General features: G+C 35.8%; 14 protein-coding genes. 5 read left to right on the top strand and 9 right to left on the bottom strand.

Translation table 11 applies throughout. The features are described from left to right. Positions 1-100 precede the first annotated feature (100 nt). Both V4T18_RS01050 and V4T18_RS01045 read left to right on the top strand, forming a co-directional pair. Complete coding sequence (locus V4T18_RS01050) at positions 101-910, top strand: TetR/AcrR family transcriptional regulator (RefSeq protein ID WP_332645570.1); 810 nt, start codon at positions 101-103, stop codon at positions 908-910. A 254-nt stretch (positions 911-1,164) separates the two neighbouring features. Next, complete coding sequence (locus V4T18_RS01045) at positions 1,165-1,536, top strand: nucleotide excision repair endonuclease (protein WP_332645568.1); 372 nt, start codon at positions 1,165-1,167, stop codon at positions 1,534-1,536. 380 nt (positions 1,537-1,916) lie between these two features. On the opposite strand, the gene purU is transcribed toward V4T18_RS01045, so the two are convergent. From purU to V4T18_RS01030, 3 genes are all read right to left on the bottom strand, one after another. Further along, positions 1,917-2,795: a formyltetrahydrofolate deformylase gene (gene purU / locus V4T18_RS01040; RefSeq protein WP_332645898.1), complete on the bottom strand. Its 879-nt coding sequence runs from the start codon at positions 2,793-2,795 to the stop codon at positions 1,917-1,919. A 48-nt stretch (positions 2,796-2,843) separates the two neighbouring features. After that, entirely contained in the window at positions 2,844-3,419 is a 576-nt protein-coding gene (locus tag V4T18_RS01035) for a transcriptional regulator (protein WP_332645567.1), read from the bottom strand. A gap of 284 nt (positions 3,420-3,703) precedes the next feature. After that, the gene (locus tag V4T18_RS01030) at positions 3,704-4,687 is read right to left on the bottom strand and encodes a diaminopimelate dehydrogenase (protein WP_332645565.1); all 984 of its coding nucleotides are present in this window, start codon (positions 4,685-4,687) and stop codon (positions 3,704-3,706) included. Between the two features lie 217 nt (positions 4,688-4,904). On the opposite strand from V4T18_RS01030, the gene V4T18_RS01025 reads away from it, so the two are divergent. From V4T18_RS01025 to V4T18_RS01015, 3 genes are all read left to right on the top strand, one after another. Further along, complete coding sequence (locus tag V4T18_RS01025; protein WP_332645563.1) at positions 4,905-5,372, top strand: hypothetical protein; 468 nt, start codon at positions 4,905-4,907, stop codon at positions 5,370-5,372. Continuing rightward, positions 5,360-5,653 (top strand): YxcD family protein, encoded by a 294-nt coding sequence (locus tag V4T18_RS01020; protein ID WP_332645562.1) that lies wholly within the window; start codon positions 5,360-5,362, stop codon positions 5,651-5,653. The genes V4T18_RS01025 and V4T18_RS01020 overlap by 13 nt, the downstream gene beginning before the upstream one ends. A 77-nt stretch (positions 5,654-5,730) precedes the next feature. Further along, positions 5,731-6,054, top strand: coding sequence for a nucleoside triphosphate pyrophosphohydrolase (locus V4T18_RS01015; RefSeq protein ID WP_332645560.1), 324 nt, complete (start codon positions 5,731-5,733; stop codon positions 6,052-6,054). Positions 6,055-6,082: 28 nt separating this feature from the next. Here the strand turns inward: V4T18_RS01015 and V4T18_RS01010 are convergent, their stop codons facing one another. The 6 genes from V4T18_RS01010 to V4T18_RS00985 form a co-directional block, all read right to left on the bottom strand. Then, positions 6,083-6,340, bottom strand: coding sequence for a hypothetical protein (locus V4T18_RS01010; protein ID WP_332645558.1), 258 nt, complete (start codon positions 6,338-6,340; stop codon positions 6,083-6,085). A gap of 123 nt (positions 6,341-6,463) precedes the next feature. After that, entirely contained in the window at positions 6,464-8,779 is a 2,316-nt protein-coding gene (locus V4T18_RS01005) for a YhgE/Pip domain-containing protein (RefSeq protein WP_332645556.1), read from the bottom strand. Positions 8,780-9,135: 356 nt separating this feature from the next. Then, the gene (locus V4T18_RS01000; protein ID WP_332645555.1) at positions 9,136-11,331 is read right to left on the bottom strand and encodes a 5'-nucleotidase C-terminal domain-containing protein; all 2,196 of its coding nucleotides are present in this window, start codon (positions 11,329-11,331) and stop codon (positions 9,136-9,138) included. 162 nt (positions 11,332-11,493) lie between these two features. After that, a complete protein-coding gene (gene acnA / locus V4T18_RS00995; protein ID WP_332645554.1) occupies positions 11,494-14,199 on the bottom strand; it encodes an aconitate hydratase AcnA in 2,706 nt (901 codons plus the stop codon). A gap of 258 nt (positions 14,200-14,457) precedes the next feature. Next, positions 14,458-15,291 (bottom strand): DUF2785 domain-containing protein, encoded by an 834-nt coding sequence (locus tag V4T18_RS00990; protein ID WP_332645553.1) that lies wholly within the window; start codon positions 15,289-15,291, stop codon positions 14,458-14,460. Positions 15,292-15,360: 69 nt separating this feature from the next. After that, positions 15,361-16,821, bottom strand: a complete 1,461-nt coding sequence (locus V4T18_RS00985; RefSeq protein ID WP_332645551.1) for a vWA domain-containing protein — start codon at positions 16,819-16,821, stop codon at positions 15,361-15,363. Between the last annotated feature and the right edge of the window lie 34 nt (positions 16,822-16,855).

Here is a 16,855-nt window from a genome sequence, read left to right as displayed (position 1 = left end):
TTTCTTGACTCTCTAAACTCCACATCCTATAATAATGACTACTTGGTCAGTTGTCAATTAAGGAAGGCGGTTTATCGTTATGTCAAAAAAACAATTAATAATGGAAACAGCAATTGAACTATTTGCAACAAAAGGTATAGAATCAACGTCTGTTCAACAAATCACTGAACAATGTGGAATTTCTAAAGGTGCCTTTTATTTGTCATTTAAATCAAAAGATGAACTTATTATGTCAATAATTGACTATTTCATGAAGAGTTTTACGATTGAAATTGACCGAATAGTCAATGCGTTTTCGAATCCAAATGATAAGCTATTCCACTTCTATTTAACAACATTTGAAATGATGAAAAAAAATGCAAATTTTACAGAAGTATTTATTAAAGAGCAGCTTCATTCAATAGATGAGGCGTTAATAAATAAAATGACATTTTATGAAACCTTTATTACAAAAACCTTGCAAAACATTATATTAGAGCTTTATGGTGAAAGAATTGATCAGCATCAATATGATTTATCATACATTATAAAAGGTTTTATAGGATCGTACTCACATTTAATTATGAAAACGACTCAACCTTTAAATCTTAAAGAATTATGTGAAAGTCTTGTTGAAAAAACAGATTGTATTGCACAGCATTGTAATAAATTTTTCATTACAGAAGAAATGTTTAAACAAAGTGCCTATCATGTAGTCGAAGTAGTAAAAGAAGATATAATTAACGAATTACAAAGAGTATACAAAAATATGGAAGATGAAATTATTCTTGATTCCCTTTCAATATTAAACGAACAACTAAACAGTGCGGTTCCCAGAAAAGCAATTATCCATGGCATGTTATTAAATTTACAGCAGGAATCTAAATGCAGCTGGCTTTGCTTCCTTGTTCGCAAATACTTTAATTTATAATAACTATGTCATTATAAATATGTTCGTGAAGGGTTTTGTATTAATATGTTTTTGGTGCGAGTGAAGTTATGACCACTAAACATGAAGTGTCGGATAATATGTAATAGAGCTTTAAGTTATAATTATTAGTTATTCGACAAAAATAGTCATTTCCCTTTTATAAAAAGCAGAAATTCAGTCAAGTATGATACTTATAGTCATTGTTCGCTAATTATGCTAAAATATATTTTTAACATGTAAAGGACGTGAATCGTTTGATTAAAATTGAATTACCAAAGCCGGATCTCGTTATTCGCCAACGAGAGCAAATATTGAAGCCAGGAGATGTACCTATTACACCTTATCATGGCTTTATCGATTTCCATAAAATCACGCGTGAAAAAGGTGGCATTTTCTTCTTTTATAACGAGGCAAATGAGCTATTGTTTGTAGGAAAAGCTCGCAAAGTTCGACAAAGAATTAAAAAGCATTTTGAGGATAATGTGTCGCCGATGAAAAATCATCGTGATGAAATTTTTAAAATTGAAGTGTATGAAATTGAGGATCCTATGGAGCGTGAAATTTACGAAACATACGCAATTAATACACTGAGAGCAAAATATAATACAGATAAAGTATTCTATTAATTATTTTCGCCTTACTTTCGTAGGGCGTTTTTTTTGACTCTTATTCGGTTCGTATTCAGGACCTTTACAGCAATTTTTACATACGCTTTATACTCCTGGAAAACTTCAATTTAAATCCCAACAAAATCACAGTTAATATTTTTTAATTATTCAAAATTTTTCGTAATAACTGTGAAGTTTATCACATACAGTTTGTCATACATATTTTATAATAAATGCTAATGAAAGGAGTGATTTTGTTTGAAAATATCACATTTTTTATTATCTACATTTGGGGTTGTTTGCTCAATTTCTCTAGGAGTATTAATTTATCAAACATTTATTTCTGTTTAAAATAAATCGGTGCCATTTAGCATTTTGCTACAATGGCACCGATTTTTTTAATGGAAAACGATGGTTTTATTTCCTTCTACAAGTATTCTATTTTCTAGATGCCATTTTACGGCCTTTGCTAGTACTCTTCTTTCAATTTTACGGCCGATTTTTTTAAGTGTAGGAATATCATCACGATGATCTACTCGTTCGACATCCTGCTCGATAATTGGCCCTTCATCTAAATCATTTGTTACGTAATGACTTGTTGCACCAATTAATTTCACACCACGCTTATATGCTCTTGAGTATGGATCAGCCCCGATAAAAGCAGGTAAAAATGAATGGTGAATATTGATTATTTTGTTTTCGAAATGGCTAACGAAATTTGGTGTTAATATTTGCATATAGCGAGCTAAAATCAATAAATCCACATCATATTCTGCCATTAAACGGATTTGTTCTCGCTCTACCTCTGCACGAATATCTTTATTTGCCGGAATATAATAAAAAGGGATTCCAAGAGGCTCTACAACTTCACGCGCTGCTTCTGAATTACTAATAACTAATGCAATATCTGTTTCTAAATCACCATTTTGCCATTCCCATAAAAGCTCCATTAAGCAATGAGTTTCTTTTGAAACATAAATTGCCGAGCGTTGCCGATTTGTACGATAATGGAAGCTATAATCCATCCTATGTAAGGCTGCAATTTCTGTAAACTCTCGTTCCATTTCGGACTTCTTAGCCTCTAATCTATCACAATAAAATTCGATACGGATAAAAAACATACCATTTTCTGGATCTGTGGAATATTGACTCGATTCAATAATATTTGCATTATGCTTATGTAAATAAGTAGACAATACCGAAACAATCCCTGGTTTATCCGGACACTTAACTAAAATACGTGCTTGATTTTGTAAATCTCTGTTTTCCTCTGTCATTCTAGTTGCTTTTACACTGCTTATACTCATGTATTTTACTCTCCTAACCTAACTGTCACTCAACATGGGGGCAATTTTATCAATATCCTGTAAAATATGCTTTTGCTGTCTTACGATGCCTTCGTACCATTGTTCGATAATAGATAGAATACTATCCTCCGGGTTTTTACCTTCGGAATAAAGATGCACAATAAAATCAATCATTTTCGTTCGATCCTCGTACATTTTTACTCGCATAAAAAAATCCCTATTAATATTTTCATTAAATAGTTCTCCCAAGCGAATGACTCCGTTATTCATCTGCTGCTCACCATAAAGACTAGAACCAACAATTGCTAACTTATAAGAAAACGCTGTGTTAAGAGGACTAAAATAACTATTCATTAATTGCTTTACTCTTGCCGTTAGTGCTAGTAGGCTTTGAAGTTGACCGTCAGTTAATTTCTTTGTCTGTTCAAAAACCGGTACGATCGCATTAATGCTATCAAATATATTCTTCACTTCCGTTAAAGTTGCAGCTTCTCTCTTATTCAACCTCATTGTAATGGACTCGGCTACATATAATCGTTGTACGTATGATGTAAGAAGCATTATGCCATTATATTGTGTTTTTGCAGCTTCCAAGTGAAATACCCCTTTCCTAAAGCTTCTTATTCTTATAATCTACAGAATTATCGTAACAATCACATTATCATATTTTCAATATTTTGAAAAGAAAATCTTAGATAAAAAAGCGGAAGCACCCTGTTTAGCCTCGACAAGCTTATAGCATGCTTGTCACGTGTAGAGACTTTCAAAGTGACCTCTAGGAGTTGGACGCTGGAGCTAGACACTGCTCAAACACCAAATATTTGCACTTTCTTATACTAAAAAAAGCAAAATCGCATAATACGATTTTGCCTTTCATTCTATAGTAATTCTTTACGTAAATCTGCAGGTGATTTTGGTGATAATAAACCGAACGGAATATCGTAGACTGTTTTAGCCCCTTTATCGCCCCCTTGACCCATTTTATATGCCGCACGTGCGTAAGCTACTAGTACACTTGATGTAAACATTGGATTACTCTCTAATTTTAAAGAGAATTCTAGTATTTGATTATCCTCTACACCAGATTTCCCTGAGCGAATGACAAACCCTCCATGTGGCATACCCGAATGGTTTGCTTTTAACTCATCCTCTGAAATAAAGTTAACCGTTGTATCGTAATCTGCAAAGTAGTTTGGCATCGTTTTGATTTCGTTTTCAATTTTCTCTGCATCGGCCCCTTCTTCAAGTACTACGAAGCATTCACGTGCATGCTTTTCTCGAGTAGTAAGCTCTGGATTTTCGCCGCTACGGACACGGTCTACAGCCTCGCGAATTGGTAAAGTATATTGGACTGCGTTCTTAACACCTTCAATACGACGTACCGCATCAGAATGTCCCTGACTTAAACCATCGCCCCAGAACGTATATGTATTCCCTACTGGTAAAACGGCTTCTCCTAATAGACGATTTAATGAAAATAAACCTGGATCCCAACCAACTGAAATCACGGCCACCTTGTCACTTTTTTGAGCCACTGCATCAACTGCATCATAGAATGCTGGAATATTTGCATGTGTATCAAAGCTATCTATCGTATTAAACCATTGCGCAAAATGTGGTACTTGCTCTGGTAAATCAGTTGCAGAGCCACCACATAAAATCATGACATCAATTTCATCCTTATACTTTGGCGCTTCATCCAGTTTATATACATTTACGTTTTCCGTAGTTATCTTAACTGAAGATGGATCACGTCGTGTAAATACACCTACTAGCTCCATATCTGGATTTTGAGTAAGGGCAGCTTCTACCCCTCTCCCTAAATTTCCATAGCCAACAATACCGATTCGAATTTTACTCAAGAATACTCCTCCTAGGATGGACACTCTATAACTCACATTATTATGTGAATTCTGAATACCCAACAAATTTAATATTTATCATACATTCTTGTATAAAAATGCACAAGTTTTTTCGTAGAAACTAGGATATATAATTCAAATAGGTGGAGCAAAGAAATGCTAAACTACATTATTTTTGTTATACTATATTCGTAAAATAAATTTCGGAGGAAAGAACATGAAAAAATTAGTAGCAGTATTATTCGCTTTTACGCTTGTATTTTCAAGTGTAGGTAGCACTTTATTTTTCGCTGGGGATACTCAGGTAGAAGCAAAATCGTATAAATCTGGTAAAAAGGGCTATAGCAACAACAAAAACGATTCAAATTCTAATATTCAAAATAAAGAAAATGAGAATAAAAATAACACAGCAACAAATAACTCTACGAATAATTCAAATAAAACGGACGCTACAAAATCGTCAAAAGGTGGATTTACAGCAGGCGGTTTAATGAAAGGTTTATTTATCGGGGGGTTAGCTGGTTTACTTTTTGGTAGTCTATTTAGTGATTTAGGTGTACTTGGCTCTATTTTAGGCTTTTTAGTGAATGCAGGTGCCATTTTACTGATCGTATTCCTATGTATTAAAATTTACCAAGCTGTAACGCGTAAAAAAGAAAAAGAGGCTCCTCAATGGAAAAACTAACTCTATTTGAGCAAGATTTAATTAATGCCGTATGTTTATTTCATGCTCGCTTTAAGGGTGTATCCCCTGCTGATATCGAGGTTGAACTTTTGTTTGACGATGCAACAGGTTATGCTGCTGAAGCGTTTATAAATGGCACTGTGGAACAGTATAATACTGTGAATTTTATTACAGCTCTTCGATTGTTTATAGACGAACAGCTTCATCGTGATTCGATTGCGGCACGTATTGTTCTAGATATTGATGATGAGCATGGTATGATTGCTAATGTTGAGTGGTAAGCAATAAGACGTCTAACCGGCGTCTTTTTTCGTTATTTTTTTCTTGATAGAATAATAGTTAATAGGGAGGTTGTATTATGCTTATATTAAACAAATTGGTTCGAGATAAAATCCCTTCCATTGTTACAAAGGAAGGTGGCAGCTATTCTTTAAAACTACTTTCTCCACTCGAACATCAACATGAAATCACGAATAAAATGTACGAGGAGCTTGATGAATATAATGATGCAGAAACAAAGGAGGCAGCCATTGAAGAACTTGCTGATATGGTAGAACTAATTTATGCTGCACTAAAACTACATGATGTATCAGCAGAAGAATTTGAGGCGATTCGTCTGGAAAAAAGAAAATTAAAAGGTGGATTTGAAAAAGGAATCTTTTTAAATAGCATTTCCAAATAACACGAAAGAATAGCTATCTAGTAAACATTTAATAGGACGGATCAACGTTTACAAATTTTCTTTCTTCTGTTACTAAATCTTTCAGATAATAATAGCATACATTTTTTGTTAGCATTTCTAAAAAAAAATTTAATTCCTTTTTATTTTCGAGTGGCCATTCTACAAGTACTTCTAAGCCTCTATCTGTAGGAAATTGATTTAAACAATCTAAAATATCGTCGCGGTTAAAAGTTAACAAATAGTGCTGACCACTCCGTAGCTTCGCTAATAGTATATATCGCGCCATCGATCAAACTCCTTTTCCCATTTTATCTTTATATTACCTTATATTATATATTTTTTCACTAGTTTGACTACGAATAAAGCTACCTCTACTATATCAGTGATAAGTAAAGGTAGCTTCATTAGGTTAAGAGCTTATTTCTGTCTCTGTAAACGAGTTTTTCATAGAATTGAAACTTACAAAGAAAACGATTAACGCTAAAATTGTAGTTGCAATTAGATAAATTAATAAAACATTTACATTGGAAGTAAAGCTTGAAATATCCCCCAATGAAATAACGGACTTAAATCCTGCATTAGAATATGTTAACGGTAAAAACTTACTTAAATTTTGTAAATTCTCTGGTAACATTGGGATTGGTAAGTTAGATCCAGTCGTCGATAATTGTAGTACAATAAATGCTAATCCGATAAAGCGACCAATATGGCCACCTAAGGACACTAGGAAGAAAATAATCGACATAAATGCAACACTTACTAAAATACTAAATACGATAAATAGCGGAATATTGCTTACATCTAATCGAATTACTACAAGTGTAAATAGCGATACAATTAAAGCTTGAATAACTGCAAATAGCGCTAACTGCATCCACTTACTCATAAACCAACTAACTACTGAGCCCGGTAAAACTGCAGGCTTTTTAAAGTCAACAAAGAAAGAAAGGATTAACATACCAACAAAAAGGGCTAGAGACAATACATAAGGTGCTGTTGAATCACGGTAAAATGAATAGCTATTAACTTTTTCCCCTTTTAATTGAACAGGTGAGGCAAACATAGCAATATTAGCATCTGATACTTTAATACCGTTAACTTGGGTTGCACCATCTGAAAGTCCAGTTGCTAGCTGTTCGCTACCAGATTTCAGCTGTTCTGCCCCGTTGTTTAATTTCGTTACACCGGTTGTCATTGTATCCCAACCAGTTGCAACGGTTTGATTTCCATCACTAATTTGTGTTAGGCCAGTCTTTAAACTTGATACTGCATTGTCAATTTTAGTCCAAGAGAATGTTAAAGAACGGTTTCCTTCTGCAACTTGTGATGCACCACTTTGTAACTTACTAATACCTCCAACTACCTGCGATTGACCAGCTACTAATTGATCAACACCAGCTTTTGCAGTTGATTGGCCATCTACTAAATGAGTTAAACCACCTGCTACTTGTGATTGACCAGCAGAAAGTTGACTTAAGCCTGCATCCAGAGACTTTACTCCAGGTAAAACTTGCTGCGATAACCCTGTGGAAACTTGATCTGCTCCTGCACTTAACGTTGGTAATGTCGAATTTAGCCCTGTTAAACCTGCTGAGATTTGCTTACTTCCAGCAAGTAATTGCTTAAATTGATCAGATTGAGCTAATCCAGGAACTTGTGCCGCTAATTGTTCTAGACCAGAGGCTAACTGATTTGCACCGGGTGCTAATTGTGCTACAGCCCCTTCAACTTGGTTCACTCCCTCTGCAACTTGAGTTGCTCCAGGAACAAGCTTAGATTCTAAACCAGCCGTTAATTGAGAAGCACCATTCTTTGCATCCTTTATACCTGTTAATACTTGGTTCGCTCCACCTTCTGCAGATTTTAAACCTGTTAGTATTTGATCAGATCCATTTTGAACAGATTTTAATCCTGATAATACTTGACTAGATCCACTTTGTAGCGAAGTTGTTCCGTCTGCAAGTTGTTTTGCGCCATTCGCAAGTTTCTGAATATCCCCATTCCCTCCACGAATAGAAGTGAGTAATTGTCCCGCACCGTTTTCTGCTGTTTGAGCACCGGCTGCTAATTTTTTTACATCCCCACTTTTTCCAGTTAATGAAGTTAATAATTCATTTGTACCTTCGGCTAATGTAGTTGTTCCATCATATAGTTGCTTAGAACCATCAGCTCCTGTTGAAAACCCATTTGAAATATCGCCAAATCTTGAGAATAATGTACGCGTATACGTTTCAGTGATCTTGTCACCTAATTGTTCGCGTAATCTCTCTGTAGCGCTTTTCGTTACTTGCGCTGCCATAAAGTTTAGGCCTTCATTCTGGATATAGCGCAGCTCTGGCGACTCAGGATTCTCTTCTAACACCGTTGTAACTTTTCTAGAAAAATCTTCTGGAATTTCTACTATCATATAATACTTTTGTAAGTCGAGACCTTTTTTGGCTTCATCTTCAGATACGAAATGCCAGCCGAGTGTATTACTTTCCTTTAACGTTTCGACTAAATCATCCCCTACATGAATTGGCTCGCCATTTGAAACAGCACCGGAGTCTTTATTTACAAAAGCAACTGGTAGATTATCCAAATTGTCATACGGTCCCCAAGTAGCTGATAATAGCACAGCTACATAGACAATCGGAATGAGTAATACGCCAGCAATTGTTAATAAGACACCCTTTTTTTGCGTTAATAACTTTAGTTCAGTTACTAACAGATTCCATATCCCCATATAATACCCCCCTTATTTTGAACTATAATTGAATGAATACTCACTCAATTATAATTACAATATATTCTATTTTTTCTTTATTTTCCACTTATTTTTCTGCTTTATGCGATTATTTTGTTCGAAAAGGTATTTTTTGTACGGAGTGAAATTATAAAATAAATAGTAATTTAAATATGTTTTTCTTACATATATATGAATTAAGATATAGGTATATAACTTTATTCTTATTAATTTCATAGTAAAATAAATAAATTTTTATAAAAAAACTACTCCATTTGAAGTAGTTTTTTCTAAAATTAATGGATTGATTCAGAATCCATGTATTAAAATAGGAGAGGAATGTTTAACTATCAATATTATTTAGCCTCTTTATCAGTAATTCGACCTTCTGTATTCGTTGGAATAGACTGTAAAGTTTTTAGATGCTCCGCAAAGTTTTCCCAATCTGAAAGACCTAAATCTGTCACTCGCCCTTCTTCATATGCTTTTGCAAATACTTTATAACCATCCCCACCTTTTGCAGTGAAGGCATTTGTAGCAATAGTATACGTAGTATTATCGTTCAGCGCTTCATATCGACCTGCTTCATTTAAATACTCTACAGATACAACGCGTGAACCTATATCTTTCGAAGAATCAAATACAACTTTAGCTCCTGAAACATGTAAGAATCCACCATTTTCTTCCGGTGCATTTTTAACAGAAATTTCAAATGCTTCTTTGATCTCTGCTCCAGTTACATCCATTAACGCCAAAGTGTTTCCGAATGGTAGTACAGTAATAACCTGGCCGACCGTCACATTACCAGCCGGTATCGCTGCTCGAATTCCGCCACCGTTTTGTAGAGCCATTATGACATTTTTCGACGTAAATTTCTGCGCTTTCGCCTTCATTCCATCTGTTATTAAATTGCCGAGTGCTGTTTCGCTATTGCGTACGGAGATGCCTTTCTCATTTCCTTCATCACTTATACGAGGGTTGACTAATGGCTCTGAAATTGACACCCCAATTTCTTTCCCTTGTATTTCATCTACCTTTTCCTTAAATGGTGCTAATAATTTTAGGGCCTCTTCATTTGCTACTTGATCTGCAACTTTAATTAATTCACCATTATATTTTGTAATAACTCCGTCTTCATTAAAGAAAACATCTAATGTACCGAGATAATCCGCATATTGATATGCCTGTACGATGAGTGTTGTCTCCTTTGCTTCTCCAACGGTATTTTTGTCGACAATGATTGGCTCGCTTAGCTGTGTATGACTATGACCACCAACAATGATATCTAAACCTTCTACATTTTGCGCTAGTAATAAGTCATTATCGACTGCTGGATTATCATCGTAGCCAATATGCGTTACAGCAATGATTTTGTTTACCCCTTGTGCTTCAAGTGCTTCCACTGCTTTATTAGCTTCTTCAATATAGTTTTCAAAAGTCACTTTATCTGCAAAAGCAATATCTTTTGTTTCCTCGGTTGTTAAGCCGAAAATACCTATCTTTTCACCGTTTACTTCCTTCACAATACCGCTATAAATATGCCCATCTTTCGCTTTATTCGATATTGCGTCTGTAAATAATCCATTAAATTTACTATCATTTGAAAAGTTGACGTTTGCTGAAACGATTGGGAATTGTGCTGCTTTTATAAAATCAACTAATGCCCCATGCCCTCCTTCAGTAACACCTAAATCAAATTCATGATTTCCTAAAGTCATCGCATCAAAATTCATTAAATTCAATAATTTTACATCGGCTTGTCCTAAAAATTCATTAAAATATAGTGTTCCACTAAAGACATCACCAGCGTGTAATAGTATAGAATTGCTAGTTGATTTACGCGCATTTTCTACGGCAGTCACAAGTTTTGGGAAGCTTTCCACACGACCATGCGTATCATTGACATGTAATACCGAGAGCTCATAATCGAATAAATAATCGACAACATCTAATGAGCGATAAATAAATGATGCTAATTCGCCTCTCGATACTAAACTTTGTGGCTTATAGGTTGTAGGGGTTGCTCCTTTTGTAATGCCATGTTTATATAGCGCTGCAATATATGGAGAAAAAATATTATTGTGATCTACATCTGTAAATGGAGTTTCATCTGAGGTTTGAAGTCCGATTGCTAACGATAGAATTTTTGCAAGATGTTCTCTAGTAATAGGCTCATTTGGTTTAAAGGTACCATCTTCGTATCCGCTGATGATATCAAGTTCTGCTAAAGCGTTAATTTCTTTATAAAAATAAGCTTTTTCTGTAATATCTGTAAAACCTGATTCTTTAACATTTTCAAGATCAAACTCGAATGCGGTAGCAATCATTTTTGCTGCTTGTCCACGTGTTACTTGTTGATTCGGTTTAAACGTACCATCCTTAAAGCCGCTAATCATTTTGCTTTGATATAAGCTTAAAATTGCTTCATAATGTACGTTCTTTTTTGAGACATCTTTAAAAGGCTCTGCTGCAACCGCTGCTGGAACTACAATAGACGAAACGATTAATGCGAAGGCTGATGCACTATACAATTTTTTACGATGTGCTTTCATTTAAATTATCTCCCATCCTCTATAATATTGTGAAATATCTTACAATACTATTTTACATGATTAAGAGATTCAAATGTTTAAATTTTCTGAAATTAGTGTAAAAGTATTGTAAACACAAAAAAAAGTCCGTAAGCTAAATGCCTACGGACTGATACAAATGAATTATTCAGCTGCTTTCGCGCGTAATACCATTTGTAGGATACCACCGTGACGGTAGTAGTCAACTTCTACTTCTGAGTCGAAACGAGCTAAAGCATCGAATGTTTTAACAGTTCCGTCTGGAGATGTAGCAGTAACAGTTAAGATGTCACGTGGTTTTACATCGTCAGTGATGTTAACAGAGATTGTTTCTTCACCAGTTAAACCTAATGAATCAGCAGAATCGCCGTTTAAATATTGTAATGGTAGAACGCCCATCATTACAAGGTTAGAACGGTGGATACGCTCGTAGCTTTGAGCAATTACAGTCTTAACGCCTAGTAAGAATGTACCTTTAGCAGCCCAGTCACGAGAAGAACCCATACCGTAGTCGTTACCAGCAAGTACTACTAAGCCAGTGCCTTGCTCTTGGTACTTCATACATGCATCATAGATGTACATAACTTCACCAGTTGGCCAGTAAGTAGTGAATCCACCCTCTGTTCCTGGAGCAACTTGGTTACGGATACGGATGTTAGCGAATGTACCGCGCATCATTACTTCGTGGTTACCACGACGTGAACCGTAAGAGTTGAAGTCACGGATTGCTACACCGTTTTCGATTAAATATTTACCTGCTGGTGTATCTTTACCGATTGAACCAGCTGGAGAAATATGGTCAGTTGTAATTGAGTCACCAAACTTCGCCATTACGCGTAATCCATCAAGACCTTTAATTGCTTCTGGCTCTTTAGAAAGACCCGTGAAGAATGGAGGGTTTTGGATGTAAGTTGATTTATCATCGAATGTGTATAGAGATTCAGTTGAAGTCTCGATTGCATTCCATTTTTCGTTAGCAGTGAACACTGTTTCGTATTCTTTTTGGAATAGCTCACGTGTTACTACTTTGTTTAATACTTCGTTTACTTCTTCAGTTGATGGCCAGATGTCAGCGAAGAATACATCGTTACCGTCTTTGTCAACTGCGATTGCGTCTTTTTGTAAGTCGATATCTACAGTACCAGCTAAAGCGTATGCAACTACTAGTGGTGGTGAAGCTAAGAAGTTAGCTTTTACTAGTGGGTGAACACGGCCTTCGAAGTTACGGTTACCAGATAGAACAGAAGTTACGAATAAGTCGTTAGATTTGATCGCTTCTTCGATTTCTGGAAGTAATGGACCTGAGTTACCGATACATGTTGTACAACCGTAACCAACTGTGTTGAAGCCGATTGCATCGAAGTATTGTTGTAAGCCAGAATCTTCTAAGTAACCAGTTACTACTTTAGAACCTGGTGCTAAAGAAGTTTTAACCCATTTAGCTGGCTTGATGCCGCGCTCTACTGCTTTTTTAGCTACTAAACCAGCTGCTAAAAGCACGTATGGGTTAGATGTGTTTGTACAAGATGTGATTGCAGCGATTGCAACCGCACCTGCTGGAATTTCAACAGCACCTTCAGCAAAGTTAGCCGTAGACGTTTTGTCGAATTCTGCTTCAGTTAAACCGAAACCTTGAGTACCTTGTGGAGCTACTACAGAATCACGGTAAACATTACGCATTTGAGTTAAAGGAATTAAATCTTGTGGACGTTTTGGACCTGATAGGTTTGCTTCGATGTCCGCTAAGTTAATTTCTAAAACGTCAGTGTAAACTGGCTCTAAAGTTGGGTCAAAGAACATGTCGTTCGCTTTTAAGTAGTTTTCTACAACAGCGATATGCTCTTCGTCACGACCAGTTAAACGCATGTAGCTTAATGATTCGTCGTCGATTGCGAAGAAACCACAAGTAGCACCGTATTCTGGAGCCATATTAGAGATTGTAGCACGGTCAGCTAATGGTAATTTTGTTACACCAGGACCGAAGAACTCAACGAATTTACCTACTACGCCGCGTTGACGTAAAACTTGAGTTACTTTTAAAGCTAAGTCAGTAGCTGTAGTACCGTTTGGTAATTCGCCTACTAATTTAACACCGATAACTTCTGGAATCGGGAAGTAAGAAGGTTGACCAAGCATACCTGCTTCAGCTTCAATACCACCAACACCCCATCCAAGAACACCGATACCGTTGATCATTGTTGTATGTGAGTCAGTACCTACTACTGAATCTGGGAATGTTTCGAAAGTGCCATCTGCATTTTCTTTAACGTGTACGATTGGAGCTAAGTACTCTAAGTTAACTTGGTGTACGATACCAGTTGCTGGTGGTACAGCGCGGAAGTTATCATAAGCAGTTTGAGCCCATTTTAAGAAGTTATAACGCTCAGCGTTACGCTCGAACTCAAGGTCCATGTTAGCGTTTAATGCTGCTGCATTACCGTATTTGTCAACTTGTACTGAGTGGTCAATTACAAGATCAACAGGGATTGCAGGGTTGATTTTATCAGGGTTACCACCCATTTCTTTCATTGCTGAACGTAAAGAAGCTAAGTCTACTACTACTGGTACACCAGTAAAGTCTTGTAAAACTACGCGAGAAGGTTTGAATGGTACTTCTGCTTCTGCATCAGCGCCAGCGCCCCATTTTGCTAATTCGTTTACGTGCTCATCTTTGATTACGTATGCATCGTATTGACGTAAAACAGATTCTAATAATACTTTGATTGAGTAAGGAAGGCGTGATACGTTTGCAATACCAGCTTCTTCGATTGCAGATAAACGGTAATAGTTATATGTCTTACCATTTACTTCGAAAGACGAACGGCTATTGTGTAAGTTCTCTTGTGCCATTAGTAAATCCCCCTAATTTTCATATTGAAAAGGCTATGTAAAAGCTTCTTTTCTCCATCCACTATGATAGCTCATTTATTAACATAAGTAAATTACATTAATATTATCTTTTGCCATAAGTTTTAATTATGACTTATCGGAAATGCGTGATTCTTCTAAGATAAGAATTTTTACCGTTCATAGTCTACTGCAATTGCGGGAGAATAATTCACGATAAACTAATTTACCAAACTTTTTTATCGTTTTTTTCTAGTCAGACTACATCTTCATCCATTTTTGAATAAAGATCGATGTTACGCCACGAAGTTTGTCATATTTATTTCTGAACTTGACTGTGAAATAGAGTGTTTTCATAAAATGTAATGTATTTGTACGCGCTTTGAACCAGGCAGGTGTATAGCCCTCTTGATACAGGTAGGCTTCTAGTTTATCAAATGTTTGCTCTACCCATTCAATTAGTACTTCTTCATTAAATTCTACCGAGATTAATGCATCAATGATTTTAGCAAAACGTTCTTCCTCATCATCGATATAAACGCTCCCCTTCCAAAACGCCTCTTTTAGGCCTTGCAGGATGAATGGTGCAAAACGAAAATCAAACTTTGGATGACGAATGATGGCTTCCATTAAATCTGCACCATGAGCCATACTATGTGCCCATCCTCTTGCCTCATCAACAAAACCTCGCACATCATTTTCCTGTAAAAAATATCGACTGCTCCTAGTAAATATTTCTGTTAATTTATCTTCTTCAATAAATCGTAACCTTGCATCCACATGAAGAATTCCTGTTAGCCAAAGTGTTGTAAATGTACGAGTAAATACTGAATCTGTTTGCCCACCACTAATATTTAAAAATAATAGATCATCGCTAATTAGTGCTTCGCTCACCGTTTTTAAGCCCTCCTGTGAAAAGGTGTTTGAAGCTAGTAGCTCTATAAATACACGATAATTTAATTGATCTCGCAGCTTGCTATTAGGATCCCCAATATGTTGCAACATCCTTTGTAATAAAGGTACCTCATGCTGTCCAACATATGTATGACGCTCCCCCTCATTCATGGCGAGTATTTGCTGTAATTCCTGTATCAAAAAAAAACCTCCTAACGAAACTCTATTGCCATTGTATGAAACAATAACAATTTTCGCTAGAAGGAACTATTAGGTTATTGAAAAAACATCTTCTGCATCGAATAAATCATTAACCTCTATGACCTCATCACAAAACCTATTGACCAGTGCTAAGTCAACTGCATTAAATAAATTTGTTAGAACAATGGCTGTGCATAAAAATTTACGTTGCTTTTTTATCGAATTAAATTGATCTATAAATGCGCTAGAAAGAAAACTAGTACCGTCTGTTACAAATAATATATCTGCTAAATTAAATTCACTTCTTGACAGTATATTTAATGATGCGAGTAAAGGCTTTTCAAAATTTGTTCCTCCACCTAAAAATTCTTCAGTAAAGGAGAGTATTTCATCTGTTGTAGCGCGCCCTTTAGAAAAAATTAACGTGTCACCGATATCACTAGCAAACGGAATAATTGCAAAGTCACGTTTCTGTTTATGAGCTATTGAAAGAAGAGCAAGACAAAAAGCTTTACTCTGCTCTTTAAGAGTTGTCATGGAGCTGCTCTCATCCATACAAATAATAATCGGTCCCTTTCCACGTCGATCTTTTCCCTTTATATCAAAAACTAGCGTTTGGTGCTCTGAGAACCTTCGTAAAAAGTCTTTCTTAAAATTCGGCAATAATAAATTCGCCTGCTCTATTGGCAATAATCTTGTTATTTCTTGTCCAAGTGTCATATCTTTACGATTCATCGTTATTTTTTCTATTTGACGTTGCTTTTTCTTTGCAATACTTTTGAACCGACCAGTGAGCTCCGCAATTCTTTTTAATTTAACATTGGATTGAAGCTGATCTGAGAGTAGCAGTTGATCTGAAATAGGTACATTCGCTAACTGTTTCCCATCTGGAGAACTAAGCGACATAACGGATTTTTTTATTTCTTTTGCATTCGTTCTACTTTTATTTATCATGCTTTCTAGCTTATCTTTTGAAAGCCTTTCAATCTCTAGCTGAATTTCAAACTTTGCTTGCTTTCTTGCTTGTTGTGCCGACGTTAGCATTTCAAATTGTTCATGTTTATTTTGATGGTACTGCCTTTTCTCTTCTATTGTTGCATTTAAACTAATTTTTTTCTTTCGAAGCTGCTGTAGAGTATTGCTAGCAGCATCAATTTTACTTTGCGTACTGTTAACTATTTGTTGTGCTTGTTGAATCGTTGAATTTTGCTCGAGCCATTGTATGAGCTGTTCGCTAAAAGTAATAGCTGTTATAACTGATAACAAATCATCGCCAGCTGTTAAACGATGCCAACTTTTGTAGCTATCACTCTCCATCACTTTGACTAATAGATTATTTTGTACAGGAGCTTGACTTTTCTTACTAGAACAAAGGGCTGGTCGAACAGCAAAAAAGACGTACCAAACATCTCCAACAACATTGGTGAATCCGGAATACACTTTTTCTCCATTGAGACAAACGCTCTGAAGTAAAGCCGAAAGCTTGAAAATATCATTAAATCTTTCAAAATCACTCTTTTGAATATTCAAAACGGAAACGTGATATTTTTTGTCCAAGGGCATT

It is taken from the genome of Lysinibacillus sp. 54212 (assembly GCF_036662795.1).
GTDB lineage: Bacteria > Bacillota > Bacilli > Bacillales_A > Planococcaceae > Lysinibacillus_B.
Note: the sequence above shows the minus strand (reverse complement) of the source record. Positions and strands in the feature narration are given on the sequence as shown.

Bases quoted from the DNA above. Each gene is read 5' to 3' on its own strand.
- V4T18_RS01050 (WP_332645570.1), top strand. From the start codon at position 101: ATGGAAACAGCAATTGAACTATTTGCAACAAAAGGTATAGAATCAACG.
- purU (WP_332645898.1), bottom strand. From the start codon at position 2,795: ATGACAGAGGAAAACAGAGATTTACAAAATCAAGCACGTATTTTAGTT.
- V4T18_RS01025 (WP_332645563.1), top strand. From the start codon at position 4,905: ATGAAAAAATTAGTAGCAGTATTATTCGCTTTTACGCTTGTATTTTCA.
- V4T18_RS01020 (WP_332645562.1), top strand. From the start codon at position 5,360: ATGGAAAAACTAACTCTATTTGAGCAAGATTTAATTAATGCCGTATGT.
- V4T18_RS01015 (WP_332645560.1), top strand. From the start codon at position 5,731: ATGCTTATATTAAACAAATTGGTTCGAGATAAAATCCCTTCCATTGTT.
- V4T18_RS01010 (WP_332645558.1), bottom strand. From the start codon at position 6,340: ATGGCGCGATATATACTATTAGCGAAGCTACGGAGTGGTCAGCACTAT.
- V4T18_RS01005 (WP_332645556.1), bottom strand. From the start codon at position 8,779: ATGGGGATATGGAATCTGTTAGTAACTGAACTAAAGTTATTAACGCAA.
- V4T18_RS01000 (WP_332645555.1), bottom strand. From the start codon at position 11,331: ATGAAAGCACATCGTAAAAAATTGTATAGTGCATCAGCCTTCGCATTA.
- acnA (WP_332645554.1), bottom strand. From the start codon at position 14,199: ATGGCACAAGAGAACTTACACAATAGCCGTTCGTCTTTCGAAGTAAAT.